This is a genomic window from Mesorhizobium sp. L-8-3, assembly GCF_016756615.1.
Lineage (GTDB): Bacteria > Pseudomonadota > Alphaproteobacteria > Rhizobiales > Rhizobiaceae.
The window spans coordinates 4,762,188-4,781,186 of record NZ_AP023262.1 but is presented as its reverse complement, the minus strand read 5'-3'; the positions used below and the strand labels follow the sequence as shown (position 1 = coordinate 4,781,186).

General features: G+C 66.4%; 10 protein-coding genes. 4 read left to right on the top strand and 6 right to left on the bottom strand.

All coding sequences use genetic code 11. The features are described 5' to 3' along the window. The first annotated feature begins 254 nt into the window (after positions 1-254). Positions 255-7,841, top strand: coding sequence for a hypothetical protein (locus tag JN302_RS22095; RefSeq protein WP_202329107.1), 7,587 nt, complete (start codon positions 255-257; stop codon positions 7,839-7,841). 345 nt (positions 7,842-8,186) lie between these two features. Here the strand turns inward: JN302_RS22095 and JN302_RS22090 are convergent, their stop codons facing one another. The 4 genes from JN302_RS22090 to JN302_RS22075 form a co-directional block, all read right to left on the bottom strand. After that, on the bottom strand, positions 8,187-8,744 hold the full coding sequence (locus tag JN302_RS22090) for an ABC-type transport auxiliary lipoprotein family protein (protein WP_244846691.1): 558 nt from the start codon (positions 8,742-8,744) through the stop codon (positions 8,187-8,189). Between the two features lie 127 nt (positions 8,745-8,871). Beyond that, the gene (locus JN302_RS22085; protein WP_202305084.1) at positions 8,872-10,245 is read right to left on the bottom strand and encodes an MlaD family protein; all 1,374 of its coding nucleotides are present in this window, start codon (positions 10,243-10,245) and stop codon (positions 8,872-8,874) included. Then, positions 10,246-11,061, bottom strand: a complete 816-nt coding sequence (locus JN302_RS22080) for an ABC transporter ATP-binding protein (protein WP_202329101.1) — start codon at positions 11,059-11,061, stop codon at positions 10,246-10,248. It abuts the gene before it with no gap. A gap of 13 nt (positions 11,062-11,074) precedes the next feature. After that, positions 11,075-12,262 (bottom strand): ABC transporter permease, encoded by a 1,188-nt coding sequence (locus JN302_RS22075; RefSeq protein WP_202305081.1) that lies wholly within the window; start codon positions 12,260-12,262, stop codon positions 11,075-11,077. 168 nt (positions 12,263-12,430) lie between these two features. On the opposite strand from JN302_RS22075, the gene dgcA reads away from it, so the two are divergent. Continuing rightward, the gene (gene dgcA / locus JN302_RS22070) at positions 12,431-13,414 is read left to right on the top strand and encodes an N-acetyl-D-Glu racemase DgcA (protein ID WP_202329100.1); all 984 of its coding nucleotides are present in this window, start codon (positions 12,431-12,433) and stop codon (positions 13,412-13,414) included. On the opposite strand, the gene JN302_RS22065 is transcribed toward dgcA, so the two are convergent. Together JN302_RS22065 and JN302_RS22060 are read right to left on the bottom strand one after the other, a co-directional pair. Continuing rightward, positions 13,366-14,616, bottom strand: coding sequence for an MFS transporter (locus tag JN302_RS22065; RefSeq protein WP_342215851.1), 1,251 nt, complete (start codon positions 14,614-14,616; stop codon positions 13,366-13,368). The two genes, dgcA and JN302_RS22065, sit on opposite strands and share 49 nt — an antisense overlap. 163 nt (positions 14,617-14,779) lie before the next feature. After that, the gene (locus JN302_RS22060; protein WP_202305075.1) at positions 14,780-15,592 is read right to left on the bottom strand and encodes a UDP-2,3-diacylglucosamine diphosphatase; all 813 of its coding nucleotides are present in this window, start codon (positions 15,590-15,592) and stop codon (positions 14,780-14,782) included. Between the two features lie 118 nt (positions 15,593-15,710). Between JN302_RS22060 and JN302_RS22055 the strand changes: the two genes are divergently transcribed. Together JN302_RS22055 and JN302_RS22050 are read left to right on the top strand one after the other, a co-directional pair. Further along, positions 15,711-16,475 (top strand): SDR family oxidoreductase, encoded by a 765-nt coding sequence (locus JN302_RS22055; protein WP_202329096.1) that lies wholly within the window; start codon positions 15,711-15,713, stop codon positions 16,473-16,475. Positions 16,476-16,631: 156 nt separating this feature from the next. Continuing rightward, positions 16,632-18,956, top strand: a complete 2,325-nt coding sequence (locus tag JN302_RS22050; protein ID WP_202305072.1) for an NADP-dependent malic enzyme — start codon at positions 16,632-16,634, stop codon at positions 18,954-18,956. The last annotated feature ends 43 nt before the right edge of the window (positions 18,957-18,999 follow it).

Here is an 18,999-nt window from a genome sequence, read left to right as displayed (position 1 = left end):
TCAAACTAGGGCGTTCTTGTGGACAACGGGTTAATGTTTGTCGGTTATTGAAAGCGCCAGAAAGCGGCGAAAAAGCGCCGGTTCCTACGGGGCCGTTAACCTTATGTTTAAACTTTTAAGCATGTGGTGGTTTGCGTGTTCCCTTTACCGGCCTGTGCCACTACGATACGGCAGGACCATAGTGAGCCACATGTGCGGACCGAAAACAGCCGGAAAACGGCGGCTGCGCACAGCGAGTACAGGGTAACGGCGGCATGGCGCAGAAACCGACGACCACGAAGAACCTCGATCAGGAGGTCGCCAGGGAACTCGAGAAGGCTCTGGATCTCGATCTATCCGAGGACAGCGGCGACCTCGACATAGCCGCCTCCATGGAAGACCTCGAGGCGCAAATTTCAGCCGCCGCCGACGAACTCGCCCGCGAGAGCCGCAACGGCAAGCAGACCGTCTCCGCAGCTTCCGGGCAGACCTCCGCTCCCGCCGCGCAGCAGAGCGCGGCGAAGGCTCCCACGGCGAAGGCCGGGGCGAAGCCGGCTGAGCAATCCACGATGCCGAAGGCCGCGCCGCTTCCGCAGAGCCAGCCGACATCCGCCCAGGCGGCCCCGACACAGTCGGCGATCGCACAGCCGGCGGGCCTGGCCCCGGCCAATGACGACCGCCAGAAGGACTATCGCACGCTGCTGCACGGCATGAACCGTCGTGCCTCGCGCGCTGTCTACTGGATCGTCGCCCTGCTCACCGCCGGCTGGCTCGGCCTCGGCGCCGCGATCGGCCACAAGCTGCTCGGCCCCGAGATCTGGCAGATCCGTTCGATCGAGCAGGTCGCGGACCGCCCCTATCTCATCGTGCTGCTCGTGGCCATGCTGGTGCCGCTGATCGTGTTCTGGGCCTTCGCCCTGATGATCCGCCGCGCCCAGGAAATGCGCCTTGCCGCGCAGTCGATGACGGAAGTGGCCTTCCGCCTCGCCGAACCGGAAAGCATGGCGCAGGACCGCATCATGACGGTCGGCCAGGCCGTGCGCCGTGAGGTCGCCGCCATGGGCGAAGGCATTGAGCGCACCATTGCGCGCGCCGTCGAGCTGGAGACGCTCGTCCACACCGAGGTCAACGAGCTCGAACGCGCCTATTCCCAGAACGAGGTTCGCATCCGCTCGCTCGTCGACGGGCTCGGCTCCGAGCGCGACGCCGTCGTAAGCCACGCCGAGCGCGTCCGTTCGTCGATCAGCGGCGCGCACGAGACGCTGCGCGAGGAGATCAGCTCCGCGAGCGAAACCATTCGCGACAGCATCCTTTCCGCTTCGACCAAACTGTCGATGACGATCACCAATTCCGGCGACACGCTGATCGACCGGATCAACGAAAGCGGCGCGTCGCTCTATGAATCGATCGACACGCGCATGGACACGATCGCGAACCGCATCAGCACATCAGGCGAGGCATTCGCCAGCCTGCTCGATACGCGGATCGCACGCCTGACCCAGACCACCGACGACGCCACGCGCTCGCTTTCCGACATGCTCGACGAACGCACCAGCGGCATGGTGTCCCTGCTCGGCGGGGCGACCAAGTCGCTGAATTCCGAGTTCGAGGCGCGGCTGCAGGGCATCGAGCGCACGCTGGCCGAACGCGGTCAGGCGCTGATCACCGAGTTCCAGACCCGCGCCGAGGCGCTCGATACCGGAACGCAGAAGCTGAACGCAGCGCTCGAAGCGCGCGCGCGGCAGATCAACGAGACGCTCGTGGAGCGCGCTCGCGAGATTTCCGACGTCTACTCCAACAGCAAGCAGACGCTGTTCTCGATGATCGACGAAGGCAAGGCCCGCATCGGCGCCGAGATGGCCGATATCGTCATGTCGACGTCGACCATGTTGGAGGCGCGGGCCACCGACTTCACCGGCCGCCTCGAAGCGGCCCGTCAGGGAGTATCGAAGGCTTTCGACGCCGACATCCAGAAGCTGGCCGAGGCTCGCGCCGGTCTCGGCGAGGCGATCGAGGAGCAGACGCGCCGGATCGGCGAGAGCCGCGAGCGCATGGCCGCCGCCCTGCAGGCCGACCTTCAGAAATTCGCCGATGGCCGCGCCACGATCGACGCCGCTGTGGGCTTCCAGATCCAGAAGCTGTCGGAGGGGCGCAACCTCCTTACCCGGGCGCTGGAAGACGACTTGCGCAAGATCAACGAGCAGCGCTCTGCCATCGACGCATCCCTCGGCGAGCAGCTCGAACGCCTGGAACAGGGCCGCGGCAACCTCGCCCGGGTGCTGCAGGACGACTTGAACAAACTGTCGCAATCGCGTGCCCACCTTGACGAAATGGTCGCCGGTCATGTCGGCAAGCTGACCGAGGGGCGCAACATACTGGCCAGCGCCCTCGAAGCCGATCTCGAGAAGCTCGCCGAGAGCCGCTCCGGCATCGACGGTATCGTCGCCGGCCAGGTCGAGAAGCTCGCCGAGGGTCGCGACATCCTGAAACGCGCCCTCGAAGCGGACCTGAACAAGCTCGCAGACACCCGCGCCGAGATCGACGGCATCGTCACGGCCCAGGTCGGCAAGCTGGCCGAGGGCCGCAACATGCTGAAGCAGGCGCTGGAGGAGGATCTCCACAAGATCGCCGAAAGCCGCGCCGGCATCGACGGGCTGGTCACCGGCCAGGTCGAGAAGCTGGCGCAGGGGCGCGACATCCTCACCCGCGCGCTTGAAGCCGACCTCGTCAAGCTCGCCGACGCCCGCGGCGAGATCGACGGCCTCGTCACCGCCCAGGTCGCCAAGATCGCCGAGGGCCGCGACCTTCTCAAGCGCGCATTGGAGGACGATCTCGGCAAGATCGCCGAAAGCCGCGCCAGCATCGACGGAATCGTCGCCGGGCAGGTCGAGAAGCTGGCGCAGGGGCGCGACATCCTCACACGCGCCCTCGAGGCCGACCTGGCGAAGCTCGCCGACACCCGCACCGAGATCGATGGTCTGGTCGCCGCCCAGGTCGGCAAGATCGCCGAGGGCCGTGACGTGCTGAGGCAGGCGCTGGAGGAAGATCTCCGCAAGATCGCCGAGAGCCGCGCCGGCATCGACGACGTCGTCACCGGCCAGGTCGAGAAGCTGGCCGAGGGCCGGGACATCCTGCGCCGCGCACTCGAGGCCGATCTCGCCAAGCTCGCCGACACGCGCGCCGAGATCGACGGCATCGTCGCCGCGCAGGTCGGCAAGCTTGCCGAAGGCCGCGAGGTGCTCACCCGCGCGCTGCAGGATGACCTGCGGCAGATCGCCGAGAGCCGCACCAGCATCGACGACATCGTGACGGGCGAACTCGAAAGGCTGAACCAGGGTCGCGATATCCTCAAGCAGGCGCTCGAGGAGGACCTCCAGAAGATCGCCGAGAGCCGCGCCGGCATCGACGGCATCGTCGCCGGCCAGGTCGAGAAGCTTGCCGAGGGCCGCGACATCCTGCGCCGCGCGCTTGAGGTCGACCTCAACAAGCTCGCCGACGTCCGCACCGAGATCGACGGCCTCGTCGCCGCCCAGGTCGGCAGGATCGCCGAGGGACGGAACGTACTGAGCCGTGCGCTGGCAGACGATCTGCAGAAGATCGCCGACACCCGCACCGACCTCGACGACCTCGTCACCGCCCAGGTCGGCAAGATCGCTGAGGGGCGCGACGTGCTCACCCGTGCGCTGCAGGACGACCTGCGACAGATCGCCGAGAGCCGCACCAGCATCGACGACATCGTCACCGGGCAGCTCGAGCGGCTGAACGAAGGCCGCGATTTGCTCAAGCGAGCGCTGGAAGAAGATCTCCAGAAGATCGCCGAGACGCGGGCCGGCATCGACGGCATCGTCTCGGGCCAGGTCGAGAAGCTCGCGGAAGGCCGTGACATCCTGCGTCGCGCGCTCGAGGCGGACCTCAACAAGCTCGCAGGCGTCCGCGCCGAGATCGACGGTCTTGTCGCCTCCCAGGTCGGCAAGATCGCCGAAGGACGCGACGTTCTCAGCCGCGCGCTGGAGGACGATCTGCAGAAGATCGCCGAGAGTCGCGCGAACATCGACGACATCGTCGCCGGCCAGGTCGCAAAACTCGCCGAAGGCCGCGATCTCCTCACAAGGGCGCTCGAGGCGGACCTGCGCAAGCTCTCCGACAGCCGCTCCGAGATCGACGGCCTTGTCGCCGCCCAGGTCGAGAGGCTGGCGGAAGGCCGCGACATTCTCACCAGGGCCCTGGAGGACGATCTCGGCAAGATCGCCGAGAGCCGCGCTGGCATCGACGGACTTGTCACAGGCCAGGTGGAGAAGCTGGCCGAAGGCCGCGACATCCTGCGCGGCGCACTGGAAGCGGACCTGCAGAAGATCGCCGGGGCCCGCTCCGAGATCGACGAGGTCATCGCCGGCCATGTCGGGAAGCTGGCCGAGGGCCGCAGCCTTCTCGCCAGGGCGCTGGACGAAGATCTCGGCCGGCTGGCCGAGACCCGCCGCGACATGGACGCCACCCTGTCGCAGCATATCGAGACCATCGCCGACAGGCGCAGTCTGATCACCGACGCGATCGCCAGCGATGTCGAGAAGATCGAGGAGGCGTTCCGTCGCCAGACGGGCGTCATCGAGGAGCGTACCGGCACGATGGAACGTGCGCTTGCCACGGGCATAGACAATGTTCGCGGCGTCCTGGAACGCAGCGCGGTGGTGGTTGCCGGAGCACTGCGCGAGAAGGTCCTGGAAGTGACTGCGGCTCTCAACGAAGAAGCGGGCAAGGCCTTCACCGACGCCGATCGCCGGATCGCCGAGCGTGCCGCCCAGACTTCCGAGGAACTGCTCGAAAGGGCCGGCGACATCGCCCGGGCCTTCGAGGACGCGGATCGGCGCCTTGCGGCCCGCGCCACCGAGACGTCGGACAACCTGATCGCCCGGGTCGAGGAGACCGCGGGTCTGCTGTCGATGCGTGCCGAGGACATGGCCCGCGTCTTCGACGATGCCGACCAGAAGCTCGTGGCCCGCACCGCCGAATCCGCTTCGGCTCTCGCGGCCCGCGCAGGCGACATACTGCGCAACTTCGACGAGGCCGACCAGAAGCTCGGCCTGCGCATCGGCGAGTCCGCCGAGGCCCTGGCCGCCCGCGCGGCCGAGCTCGGCCGCATCTTCGACGCGGCCGACGAGCGGCTCGCGGCCCGCGTCGCCGAAAGCGCCTCGACCCTCGGCAGCCAGGCCGGCGACGTCGTCCGGCGCTTCGAGGAAGCCGACCAGAGGCTTGGAGAGCGTGCCGCGGCCACCGCCGACGCGCTCGCCGGTCGTGCCGGCGAAATCGGCCGCCTCTTCGACAATGCAGACCAGCAGATCGCCGCCCGCGTCGAGCAGACTGCGGAAGCCCTCTCCGGTCGCGCCGCCGAGATCAGCCGTGTCTTCGAGAGCGCGGACGAGCGCATCGCCGCCCGCATCAACGAGACGGCGGCATCGCTCGGCGGACGCGCCGTCGAGATCGGTCGTGTCTTCGCCGCCGCCGACGACAAGATCGCAGCGCGCGTCGAGCAGACGGCCGAGGCGCTCTCCGGCCGTGCCGCGGAATTCGGCAAGGTCTTCGAGCAGGCCGACGAGAGGCTGGCGGCACGGGTCGCGGCCTCCGCCGAGAGTCTGGTCGCTCGCGCCGACGATGTCGGCCAGGTGTTCGACAGGGCCGATCGTCAGATCGCCTCGCGTGTCGAGCAGACGGCCGCAGCACTCTCCGGTCGTGCAGCCGAGATCGGACAGGTCTTCGAGCAGGCCGACGAGCGCATCGCGGCACGCGTCAACGAGACGGCGGCTTCGCTTGCCGGCCGTGCGATCGAGATCGGCCGGGTCTTCGAGACGGCCGACCGCGAGCTCGCGGCGCGCGTCAGCGAAAGTGCCGCCACGATCGGCGCCCACGCCGCTGACGTCGCCAATGTCTTCGCCGACAACGAGCAGCGTATCGCCACTCACGCAAGGCAGGCCGCGGCGGATCTCGATGCGCGTGCCCAGTCGATCGAGGACGCTCTCGCCGGAGCCGGCGAACGGCTCGCCGCGAGCGCCGATGCCACGGCCGCCCGCGTCGGCCAGCGCATGGCGGCAGCGGAAGAGCGGCTCACCCAGGGTGCCACGCTGGTCGGGCAGAAGCTCGGCGAGCAGGTTTCGGCCGCCGAGACCCAGCTCATGGCGCGCGCCGACGTGATCGCCGAAACCTTCACCAAGGTCGGCCAGCATATCGGCCAGAGCACCAACGAGGCCGCGCGCACCATCGGCGCCAACACCCGCGAGCTCAATGCCATGCTGGCGGCACGCTCGGCCGAGATCACCAAGATCCTCGACGAGACGGCCCGCCCGCTGGTCGACCGCTTCGCCCAGAGCGGCGGCGAACTCCAGCGCAGCATGGAGGAGGTCACCGACAAGGCGACCGAGCGACTGAGGGCGGAGAATGCCACGCTGGTCAACGCGCTCGCCAACCGCACGGCCGAGACGCTGTCGGCCGTCGATGGCGCCCGCTCGGGCCTGGCCAAGGGCGTATCCGACCTCATCGACCGCCTCAGCGCGTCCAGCCGCCAGCTGAGCGAGCTGATCGAGCTGGCCTCCGAGAACCTCACCGGTATCGACGAGCGTCTCACCACCAGCACGCGCAGCTTCGCAACAACCACGGAGCGGGCGGCGCAAACCTTCGCGAGCTCGGCACGGCTGGTCGATTCCAACACGCAGCGCCTCACGGAGCTGTCGTCGAACACGCTCAAGGAAGTGGCTTCCATCGCAACGCGCTTCGACGAGCACAGCCGCCTCCTTGCGAGCGCCTCTGATCTTCTGACCTCGGCGCAGTCCAATCTTGAGCACACCCTCGAGCGTCAGACGACGCTGGAGGATCTGGCCGTGGGGCTGGTCAAGAAGTCGGAGGACCTGGAGAAGGTGATGAAGTCGTTCGAAGGCCTCGTCGGCCAGGCGCTGGACAAGGCCGAGGGGCGGACCGTGGCGTCGGCCGACAAGATCCGGGCTACCATCGCCGAAGTCGTCGAAGCCGCCACGCAGCGCTTCGCCGATGCGACCGAGGACATGCGTAGGACCGCCGGCACGATCCGCACCGAGCTCGAACAGACCCGCGCGGAACTCAAGCGCGGCGTCATCGACATGCCGGTCGAGGCCAAGGAGTCGACCACCGCGATCCGCCGCGCCGTGACCGAGCAGATCAATGCTCTCAAGGAACTGTCCGATATCGTCGCGCGCTCCGGCCGCACGACCGATGTCGGCGATCGCAGCCTCAGCCGCGCTGCGCCTGCTCCCACGGCTCCGGCGGCTCGCGCGCCCGAGCCGCCGCGGCGTGCCCAGCCGGCTCCGGCGGCGGCACCCGAGCGGCGCACGCTCGACCCGGACCGTTCCGCAGCCCGACCGCGTGAGGGCGCGCAGCAGAGCGGCTGGGTGAGCGACCTGCTGCGCGGCGCTTCCCGCGACGAAAGCGGGGCTGCCGCGGCGACGACCGTGGCCGAGACGACGCCCCGCGCCGCGCCGGCGCAGCGCTCGCCGCTCCATGTGGTGGAATCGCTGAACTCTCTGTCTGTCGACATCGCCCGCGCGATCGATCACGAAGCCTCGATTGAACTGTGGGATCGCTACCGCCGCGGCGAGCGCGACGTCTTCACCCGTCGCCTCTACACGCTGAAGGGCCAGCAGACCTTCGACGACATCCGCCGCAAGTACCAGTCGGAGGCGGAGTTCCGCGCCGCCGTGGACCGCTATTGCGACGATTTCGAGAAGCTCCTGCGTGACGTCGCCCGCAACGATCGCGACAACATCATGACGCAGACCTATCTCACCTCCGACACGGGCAAGGTCTATACCATGCTCGCGCATGCGAGCGGGCGGCTTCGGTAGCCGGCAGCGAACGGATCGCGAAGCGAACGGCGGACAGGCTCCCTGTCCGCCGTTCGCTTTTCAGCAATGAGAATTGACGATGGTCGCGGCCTGAGGATTGCGGTGCCGGCCGCAGCCCACACCAGAACTCAAGCGCCCTGCGACCAGACAGGTCGGCTCGCAAAGCACCTGAAGGTGGCAGGACTTTCTTATGCGGGATTGTTCGCCATCAGGGTGTTCCAGCCGGCTCGTGCCCAGGGCGCCGCGCGTACCTTGGAAACGCAAGGGACCCCTCTGATATCTTGACGTCGCGCACCGGATTGAAGCGACACACCGGCAGTACAAGCTGTGGACAGTCGCCCGGTCCTACATCACCGTAACCGACCAGCTGACGATCTCGGACGCCGCCTTGCCAAAGGCGCGGTCGAGCGCAGCGATATAGGCATCGTTGCCTGTGCCGGAGACGGGCGAACTTGCCTTGAAGGTCCTGGCCGCCCGGACCACGCCGTTGCGGTCGTTGAGGATCTTCACGAAGAGCTCGACGGTGGCAGTGTCGCCGCCGCCGAGACGTATCTCGAACTCGCGAATCTCGACCAGCACCTGGAAGTCGATCGCCAGCCCCTCGCCCGGCCGGCCGACGCCGGCGAACGCGCCTGACCGCTGAACCGATTCGGCGAGCCGCGCCTGCACGATCTTCGGCAGGCGGTCCGCCCACTGCGCACCCTTGAGATACTGGATGACACCAGGCCCGGATCTGATGACGATGTTCTGTCCGTCGAGCGCCTTGAGCGCCGATGGCTCGGCGATGAGCACCTGCGTGCGGCGCTTGGCATGGTGGGCTTCGGCAGACGGAGAAGTCAACTCATAGGTGTCGAGCGGTGCCGGCCCGCCTCCGGGCAGCAGCGCGCAGCCCGGCAGCAGCATCGCCAGGACGAAGACACTCGAAACGAGAGCTGTTGGCTGCTTCACCCGCCGCCCCGCCACCCCCTTCGCGGCAGGTCCCTGTTGAATTCGTTCGATAATGCGTGTTTGGGGCGTGAGCACGCCAATGTCAACGCCGGGCTCGCCCGTCATACTGGCGTACCGTCCCATCGCCGCCAGTCAGGATACGCTGCGGGTTGCGCTCCAGGTCGCTGATCGCCTGTTCGATGCGGCCGACGGCGCGGCGGCTGTCGACAACAAGCGCCTCGACGTCGCGCAATCCCTGGCCCGAGAACCGCGCCAAGCCTTCCGTTATCGTGCCGAGTCGGGCGTTGAGCGTCTCGGCAACCTTGCGGAATTCCTTCAGCGTGGCGCTCGCATCGGCCATGACGCCTTGCGCCTCGCCCGAGCCGAGCAGCGAATCGACCTTAGCCAGCACGCCGTCGACACGCACGGAAGCCTGGTTGAGGCGTTGCGCCAGTTCGCCCGCATCGGTGATGATTCGATCGATGTCGTCCGCCCGGTCGCCGAATTTGCTGGTGACCTTGGCCACGTCCTCGACCACCTTGCGGGCGTTCTGGCTGGCATTGCCGATGTCGGCCAGCGCGGTTTTCACCGTCTCACGGTCGACCTCATCGAGGATGCCGTTGACCTTGGCGATGGTCTCGTTGGCGCCCTGGGTGAATTCGTTGACCGATTTCACGGTCGTTTGAACCCCTCGCATCAGGTCGTCGAGGTCGTCGCCGGTAGACTTGAGACGCTTGGTGAAGTCGTCGACATTGGCGACGATCGACGCCACCTTGTCGCGATCGACCGATTTCAGCAGATCCTCGGCAGCCTTCAGCGTGCCGTCGAGCTTGCCCGATACACCGGACAGCTCACCCGAGAGTTTCGACACGCTGTCGAGGAAAGCGCCGACCCCGTCCGAATTGCGGGCAAGCGCCTCGGAGAACTTCTGGGCGTTGTCGATGGTCGCCGTCAGCGGGCCGCGGGCATCCCGCACGAAGCCTTCGAGGCCGGAGAGCACGTTGTCGGCACGGGTAAAGATATCCTGGGCGGTTTCCAGCAGGTTCGTCACGGCGGAGGGATTTGCGGTGATCTCGGCAATCTCCCCGCGCGCTTCTGCTTCGGCCAGCAGATTCGGCTCATCCGGACTCGCGCCCTTCAGGTCGACATTTGCCTGGCCGGTGAGGCCGGCAATGCCGATGTCGGCGCGGGTCGACCTGGTGATCGGCGTCAGCCGGTCGATCTCGGCGTCGGCGACCGCCTCCGTCGGCTTGTTGACGTCGAGATAGACCCGCTGGATGTCGCCCACCTTCACGCCGTTGAAGAGCACGGCACTGCCGCGTCCCAGGCCGGACGCCGAACCGGGGATACGAATGCGCAAGGTCGCAGTCTCACCGCGTTCACCGATGCCCTGCTGCCAATAGACGAAAGCAAAGGCGGCAAGCACGGCCAGGATCGTGAAGATGCCGACGATGACGTAGTTCGCTCTCGTTTCCATCTAGCCTCGTGCCTCGCGATCGATCTGCCGCGCGCGCTTTCCGCGGAAGTAGGATTTCACCCAGGGCTCCTCGCTGGCCAGCATGTCGTCGATCGTTCCCTCGACGAGCACCTTCTTCTTGCCGAGCACCGCGATTCGGTCGCAGACCGAGAACAGGCTGTCGAGATCGTGCGTCACCATATAGACAGTCAGCCCCATCGTGTCCCGCAGTTTCGCCACCAGCTCGTCGAAATCGGCTGCGCCGATCGGGTCCAGGCCCGACGTCGGCTCGTCCAGGAACACGATGTCGGGATCGAGCGCCAGCGCGCGGGCCAGCGCCGCTCGCTTGACCATCCCGCCTGACAATTGTGATGGAAACTTTGCGCCGGAATCGCGCGGCAGGCCGACGAGTTCGAGCTTCAGCAAGGCGAGTTCGTCCATCAGTTTCTGCGACAGGTCGAGATATTCGCGCATCGGCACCTGGACGTTCTCCAGCACGGTGAGCGACGAGAACAGCGCGCCCTGCTGGAAGAGCACGCCCAGCCGCATGTCGATACGCAGCCGCTCGGCATCGTCGGCCTTGTCGACATCGACACCGAAAAGCCGGATCGAGCCCGACCGCTTCTTCATCAGGCCGAGAACGGTGCGCAGCAGCACCGATTTTCCCGCGCCGGAGGCACCGACGAAGCCAAGGATCTCGCCGCGATAGACGTCGAGGCACAGCCTCTCAAGCACCAGATTATCGCCGAAGCCGACGGTGACGTCGCGTGCCGAGAGGATCACTTCGGGCTCTTCGGCATTCGCCGCCCCCTGGCCGTTCGAAGTCTTTGATGCCACTCGCCCGCCCCGCTCAGAGATTGACCGCCGCGTAGAACATGGCGAACAGGCCGTCGACGACGATCACCACGAAGATAGCCTTCACCACCGAGGCGGTCACCCGCCGGCCGAGTGACTCGGCGCTGCCGCCCACCTTGAGGCCTTCGACCGAGGCTATGATGCCGATGATCATGGCCATGAACGGCGCCTTGATGAGACCGGCCGATATGGTGCCGAGGTCGATGCCGACGCGCAGCCGGTCGATGAAGGCGCCAGGGGTGATCCCCGAATAGATCCACGCGATCCAGATGGCGCCTGCCAGAGCCGCGAAATTGGCGAGAACCGTCAGGCAAGGCAACGCCACGACCAGCGCAACCAGCCGTGGAAACACGAGCACGCCGATCGGATTGAGCCCGATCACCTTCAGTGCGTCGACCTCTTCGCGCATCTTCATCGACCCGATCTCGGCCGTGATCGCGCTGCCCGACCGGCCGGCAATCATGATCGCCGTCATCAGCACGCCGAGTTCGCGCAACACCAGAATGCCGACCAGGTCGACGACGAAAATCTCGGCACCGAAATAGCGGAGCTGGAAGGCGCCCTGCTGCGCAACGATCGCGCCGACGATGAAGGACATCAGGAAGACGACCGGGATCGCGCCGACGCCCATGCGATCGATCTGATTGAAGATGGCGGCCATGTTGACGGCGTGGCCGCGGCCGAGCTTCATCTGGGCGCCGTGGATGGTGGCGCCGAGAATGTTCATGGAGGCAAGGAAGTCGTCGCGGAATTCGTAGACGCCGCGGCCGATCGCCTCGGGCAGGCGCAGCAGGAACGGCGCTCCCGCCTCGCCGATCGGCTTGTCACGATTGTCGCCTGTCTCGCCAACGGCTTCGAGCAGTATGCGCGCCGACGCGCTCTGCCCCGAAAGCGTCACCTTGGCGCCCCTCGCGGAATGGGCGGTCGCCATGCGGTCGATCAGCCACGCCCCCGCTGTGTCGATCCTGCCGACATCGGAGAGGTCAAGCGTCACCGACTGCAGATTGTCCCGCTCTTCCAGCGTCCGCATCTGCTCGTCGATCTCGCTCACCCGTCGCGTGGTCCAGTTGCCTGAGAGCCGACAGATGAGAACGCCGCCCTCCTCGCTCGCAGAGATCGCGGGGCGGACCCCACGTTCCTGTTCCGCCCTGCTGCTTGCTTCCTTGTCGCCGTTGGTCAACATGGCGTCTGTCTTAGACGTTCGTTTCCAGCCTGTCACTTTGCGTGACGCAGCTAAGCAGGTTTCGGAAAGGTGTCCTACGGTTTTCCCACGAAAGACCTGCGACAAGAAGAGGCCAGGCAGGTGAAGCGTGGGCGAAGCCACTCAAGCCTGCAAATACGAGGAAGAACGATGGCACGCAGCCTCTCCGTCGAGCCCGAACGCTTTCCCATTGCCGGAAGCTTCACCATCTCACGCGGCTCGAAGACGGAAGCCGAGGTGCTAACCTGCACCATCGGCGAGGCAGGTGTAACCGGCCGGGGCGAATGCGTGCCCTACCGGCGCTACGGCGAGACCATGGAGAGCGTGCGTGAGGCGATCGAGGCCCAGCGCAGCGCCATCGAAGGCGGGATCGACCGGGTCGGGCTCCGCGAAGCGCTCGCGCCGGGAGCCGCGCGCAACGCGATCGACTGCGCGCTTTGGGACCTGGAGGCCAAGCTCTCCGGCGAGCCGGCCTGGAAGACCGTCTGCCCGACGACACCCAGGCCGCTGGTCACCGCCTACACCCTGTCTCTCGCGGAGCCCGCAGCCATGGCCGCGCAGGCCAGCGCCAATGCCGGGCGGCCATTGCTGAAGGTCAAGATCGGCGGCGACGGCGACATCGAGCGCATCCGCGCGATCGTGGAAGCAGCGCCGCGCAGCAGGATCATTCTCGACGCCAATGAAGGCTGGACCGCAAAGAACATCGAGCGCAACCTCGCGGCGTCCGCGGAACTGGGTGTCGCCCTGATCGAGCAACCCCTGCCGGCCGGCGAGGACGCGATCCTGGCATCCATCCCCCACCCGGTGCCGCTCTGCGCCGACGAGAGCGTGCATGCGGCGAAGGACCTCGCGGCGTTGCGCGGCCGCTACGAGGCGGTCAACATCAAGCTCGACAAGGCCGGCGGCCTGACCGAGGCGCTGGCGCTGCGCGACCAGGCCCGCAGGCTCGGCTTCTCGATCATGGTCGGCTGCATGGTCGGCACCTCGCTCGCCATGGCACCGGCCGTGCTGCTCGCGCAGGATGCCGACTTCGTCGATCTCGACGGCCCCTTGCTGCTCGCCCGGGACCGTGCGCCCGGCCTGGTCTATCGGGGATCCCTCGTCTCGCCGCCCGAGGCCGAACTTTGGGGATGACCTGACGCCGCCGACAGGCGCGCCAGCAGGACGAGGCCGGCGCCGCCCGCTGCCACAACGGCCATGACAAAAAAACCGCCGGCGCCGAAGCGGTCATAGAGCGGCCCTGAAAGCAGCGTGAACAGCGCCATGAAGATGCCGTTGGCGAAGTAGGCAATGCCCTGCGCAGCTCCCGTTCGTTCCTCCGGCACGGCCTCGGCAATCAGCTTCTGCACGCCGATGATGACGATGCCCGTCGAGAAGGCATGCATTGCCTGCACGACGAAAAAGCCGAGAACTCCCGCTCCCACGGGCCAGACAACGGGAAAGACCAGCCAACGCAGGATCGCGAAGAGGCCGGCAATCATCAGCAGGGCCGCGGCCGAGCGCCGGCCGAAAACCCGTGTGAAGGTGGCGAAGATGAACACCTCGGCGATCACGCCCGACGCCCAAAGCAGGCCGATCAGCGTATCGGAAAGACCAAGCGACTTCCAATAGATGGAGACGAAGCCGTAGAAGAAGGCGTGGCTTGCGACGATCAGCCCAGCTCCGCCGGCGAGCAAGAGGAATCGCCGGTCGAGAAGCGCCGAGCCGGCGCCGCGCATGCCGCTCGCCGAAAGCGGCGAAGCGAGTCGGGGCCGGCCGAGACGGGGCGCGAAGAGGCTCGCGGCAAGCCCGATGGCGAGACTGACGGCCATTAGCAGCGGCACGATCGCCGCTCCGCTCCAGCCAAGGACGACGCCGCCGGCAAGATTGGCGCAAAGGAAGGAAATCGAGCCCCACACCCGCATGCTCGTGTAGTTCGATCCGAAACGACGAACTCCCGACAGAGCGAGCGAATCGGCGAGCGGCGAGTGCGGCGTCCAGACCACCGAAAGCGCCAGCGAGATACCGAGAACGAGGACGTAGCTCGGTTCGAGGAAGTAGCCGCAGCTGAGCGTCAGCGTCGCGGCGGCGAGCACAATGAGCACATTGGCCCTGTCCTTGGCCCTGTCGGCGAAAGCGGTGATCAGTGGCGTGGTGAAGACACGCAGGAACATCGGCGCCGACAGGATCACCGCGATCTGCTCGGGACCGAAGTCCTTCAGTTCGAGCCAGAGCGGGAAGTAGGGCAGATGCAACCCTTGCGGGATGAACAGGAAGGCGAAGATGGCCGCGATCCGCAGCTCGAAATGGCGCGGCTTGACGAGTTGTTCGGGCGAAAGTGGCGGGAGCGATGACAACGAGGCGGTCCGGGAGATGGCCGGCCGAAGGGCGAGTCGCCAGCACGACATCGTCGATACCACGCCGGCTGCCGGAGCGGAACGTCTGGCCCAATCGGATCGCCGCGCTGATTTCGCCTCGGGAGGCTCGCATGGATGCCTGCGCAAGCGCCGGCGGCTGGGCTCAGGCGGCAGCCGCCTTGGCGTCGATCACGACAGGCACGAAGCGGCCGGCGGCAGGCTGTGCAGCCGTCTCCGTCCAGCGCAGAATCTCCATCGTGCCGTCGAAATGTTCGACGACGGCCGTGCAGCTCTCCACCCAGTCGCCGGTGTTGATGTAGCGGATGCCGGCGATGTCCTCCATTGCGGCGTGGTGGATATGCCCGCAGATGACGCCGTCGACCTCGGCGTTCTTCGCCTGCTCGGCGACGATGGTCTGGAAGGCGCTGATGAAATTGACAGCCCGCTTGACCGTCACCTTCGCCCAGGAAGAGAAGGACCAGTAGGGCATGCCGAACAGGCGGCGGAAACGACCGACGATGCGGTTGACGATGATGGCGAGGTCATAGGCCTTGTCGCCGAGATAGGCGAGCCAACGGACATTGTGGACGATGGTATCGAACTGGTCGCCATGGATCACGAGGTAGCGGCGCCCGTCCGCCGCGACATGAATCGCCTGGTCGGCAACCTCGATGCCTCCGAAATGCACGCCCTGGAAGTCGCGCAGGAACTCGTCGTGATTGCCGGCGATGTAGACCATCCTGGCGCCCTTGCGCGCCTTGCGCAGCAGCTTCTGCACGACATCGTTGTGCGATTGCGGCCAGTGCCAGGAACGGCGCAGGCGCCAGCCGTCCACGATGTCGCCGACCAGATAGATCGTCTCCGCCTCATGATCGCGCAGAAAGTCGAGGAGGAAATCGGCCTTGGCGATTTTCGATCCGAGATGGAGGTCGGAAATGAAGAGCGTGCGCACCTTGCGCGGGGTTTCGCCGTGCATTGGCTGATCCGAACCGTTGTTTCAGTGTGGCTATGCCCCGATTCATGCAACAGGCGTATGACGGTTGCGGTTCGGTGAGCCCGCAGGATAGGTTCCGCTTTTTGGGAAAGGACACGCCATGGATCTTGGTATCAAGGGCAAGAAGGCCATCGTCTGCGCTTCGAGCAAGGGCCTCGGCCGCGGCTGCGCGGCCGCACTCGCCGAGGCGGGCTGCGACCTCGTCGTCAACGGCCGTGACGCCGGCAGGCTCGCGGCCACGGCCGCCGACTTGCGCGGCCGCTACGGCGTTATCGTCACGGAGGTCGTCGGCGACGTCGCCCTGCCTGAGGTGCAGAAGGCCCTGCTCGCCGCCTGTCCGTCGCCGGATATCCTCGTCAACAACAATGGCGGCCCGCCGCGTCGCGATTTCCACGATCTGGACCGCCAGGCGATTCTCGACGGCGTCGTCAAGAACATGGTCACCCCCATCGAACTGATCCAGGCCGTCATCGACGGCATGGTGCAGCGCGGCTTCGGGCGCATCGTCAACATCACCTCGCTGTCGGTCTATGTGCCGATCCCGGGCCTCGACGTCTCCTCTGGCGCGCGCGCCGGCCTCACCTCGTTTCTGGCGGGTATCGCCCGCACGGTTGCGGCAAGCAATGTAACGATCAACAATCTCCTGCCCGGCAAGCTCGACACTGACCGCCTGCGCGGCGCCTTCGGTTCCGAAATGCCACAAGGGGAGCGCATCGCGCGGCTGAGCGCCGACATTCCCGCGAAACGCTTGGGAACGCCGGAGGAATTCGGCCAGATCTGCGCCTTCTTCTGCTCGGTCCATGCCGGTTATCTGACGGGGCAGAACATTCCCGTCGACGGAGGCTCCTATGTGAGCGCTTTCTGACCGCGCCGACCGGCAGGATCCGCGGCGGGAAAGCCAGCGCGCCGGCGCGAAGCCGGCGCGGGATGTGTGCTCGTGTCGCCCCCTTCGCGAAGCGCTCGCGAATCCGGCGGTGTATGGCTAATACTGACAAGGACAAGAACGGGACGGGTGGCCGCGATGAACGACGACGCCAAGAAACAGCAACGGTCGGACCTCGACGAGGCCGCGCTCTACTTCCACAAATATCCCATCCCCGGAAAGCTGGAGATCCAGGCGACGAAGCCGCTCGGCAACCAGCGCGACCTTGCGCTCGCCTATTCGCCGGGAGTCGCCGCCCCATGCCTGGAAATCCGCGACGATCCCGCACGTGCGGCCGATTATACCGGACGCGCCAATCTGGTCGCCGTGATCTCCAACGGCTCCGCCGTGCTGGGGCTGGGCAATATCGGTCCGCTGGCCTCCAAGCCCGTCATGGAAGGCAAGGCCGTGCTGTTCAAGAAGTTCGCCGGCATCGATGTGTTCGACATTGAAATCGACGCGCCCGAGATCGGCCGCATGGTCGAGACGGTGGCAGCCCTGGAACCCACCTTCGGCGGCATCAATCTGGAGGACATCAAGGCGCCCGAGTGCTTCGAGGTCGAGGAACAGCTCAAGGCCCGCATGGGCATTCCCGTCTTCCACGACGACCAGCACGGCACCGCGATCATCGTCGCGGCCGCTGTGCTGAATGCGCTCGAACTGGCCGGCAAGAAGATCGACAGCGTCAAGATCGTGACATCGGGGGCAGGTGCTGCCGCGCTTGCCTGCCTCAACCTGCTGGTCTCGCTCGGCGCAAGACACGAGAACATCTGGGTCACCGACCGCTTCGGCGTCGCCTGGAAGGGACGCGTCGAGGAGATGGACCGGTGGAAGGAGCCCTACGTCAAGGACACCGATGCCCGCACTCTGGCCGACGTCATCGGGGGCGCGGACGTCTTCCTCGGGCTTTCCGCCGCCGGCGTCCTCAAGCCCGAACTTCTGCAGCACATGGCAGAAAAGCCGTTGATCCTGGCGCTGGCCAATCCCGTTCCCGAGATCATGCCGGAGGAGGCGCGCGCGGCGCGGCCCGACGCTATGATCTGTACCGGCCGTTCGGACTTCCCGAATCAGGTCAACAACGTGCTGTGCTTCCCCTACATCTTCCGCGGCGCTCTCGACTGCGGCGCGAGCGCCATCAACGAGGAGATGAAGATGGCCGCCGTCCGCGCCATCGCCGCCCTCGCCCGTGAGGAACCGTCCGACGTCGCCGCCCGCGCCTACACGGCCGAGACGCCGACCTTCGGTCCCAATTTCCTGATCCCCTCGCCTTTCGATCCGCGTCTCATCCTCAGGATCGCCCCCGCCGTGGCGAGGGCAGCCTGCGAAAGCGGCGTGGCGACCCGGCCGATCGAGGATTGGCCGGCCTATCTCGACCGTCTCAACAGATTCGTTTTCCGCTCCGGCCTGGTCATGAAGCCCGTCTTCTCGACGGCCAAGGCGGCAAGCGCCAAGCGCGTCATTTATGCCGACGGCGAGGACGAGCGTGTGCTGCGCGCCGCGCAGGTGGTGCTCGAGGAAGGCATCGCCGAGCCGATCCTGATCGGCCGTCCGCATGTCATCGAGGTGCGACTGAAGCGCTATGGGCTCAAGATCCGGCCCGGCATCGATTTCAGCCTGATCAACCCCGAGGACGATCCGCGCTATCGCGACTATGTCGACCTTCTTATCCACCAGGCGGGCCGGCGCGGCGTCACGCTGGAAGCGGCCCGCACGCAGGTCCGCACCGACACCGGCGTGATCGCGGCGATCGCGGTGAAGCGCGGCGACGCCGATGCCATGATCTGCGGCCTGGAGGGCCGCTTCGAGCGACATCTCAGGAACGTCACGCTGATCATCGGCCCGCGGCCGGGCATCAGCGACCGCGACCTGTCCACCTTGTCCATGCTGATCTCCCAGCGCGGCGTGATCTTCCTGACCGACACCTACGTGACGGTCGACCCGACCGCCGAGGAGATCGCTGAGATGACCGTCCTGGCCGCCGAGGAGATCAGCCGTTTCGGCATAGAACCGAAGGCTGCGCTGTTGTCGCATTCGAATTTCGGGTCGCGCGACACATCGAGCGCCAAGAAGATGCGCGAGGCCTCCGAGATCCTGAAACGCATCGCGCCGGGTCTCCAGGGCGATGGCGAGATGCATGGAGACGCGGCCCTGTCCGAGACGCTGCGCCATCGCGCATATCCGCATTCGACCCTGAAAGGGGAAGCCAACCTGCTCGTCTTCCCCAATCTCGACGCCGCCAACATCACCTTGACGACCGTGAAGAGCATGATGGACGCGCTTCATGTCGGACCGATCCTGCTCGGCACCGACAAGCCGGCGCATATTCTGACGCCGTCGGTCACCTCCCGCGGCATCGTCAACATGACGGCGCTTGCGGTCGTGGAAGCGTCCCACAAGGCGCAGGCTCTGCTCAAGGCCGATTGAACGTGGCGCGGTCGCGCAAAGGCAGGATGCGCGACCTGGTGAT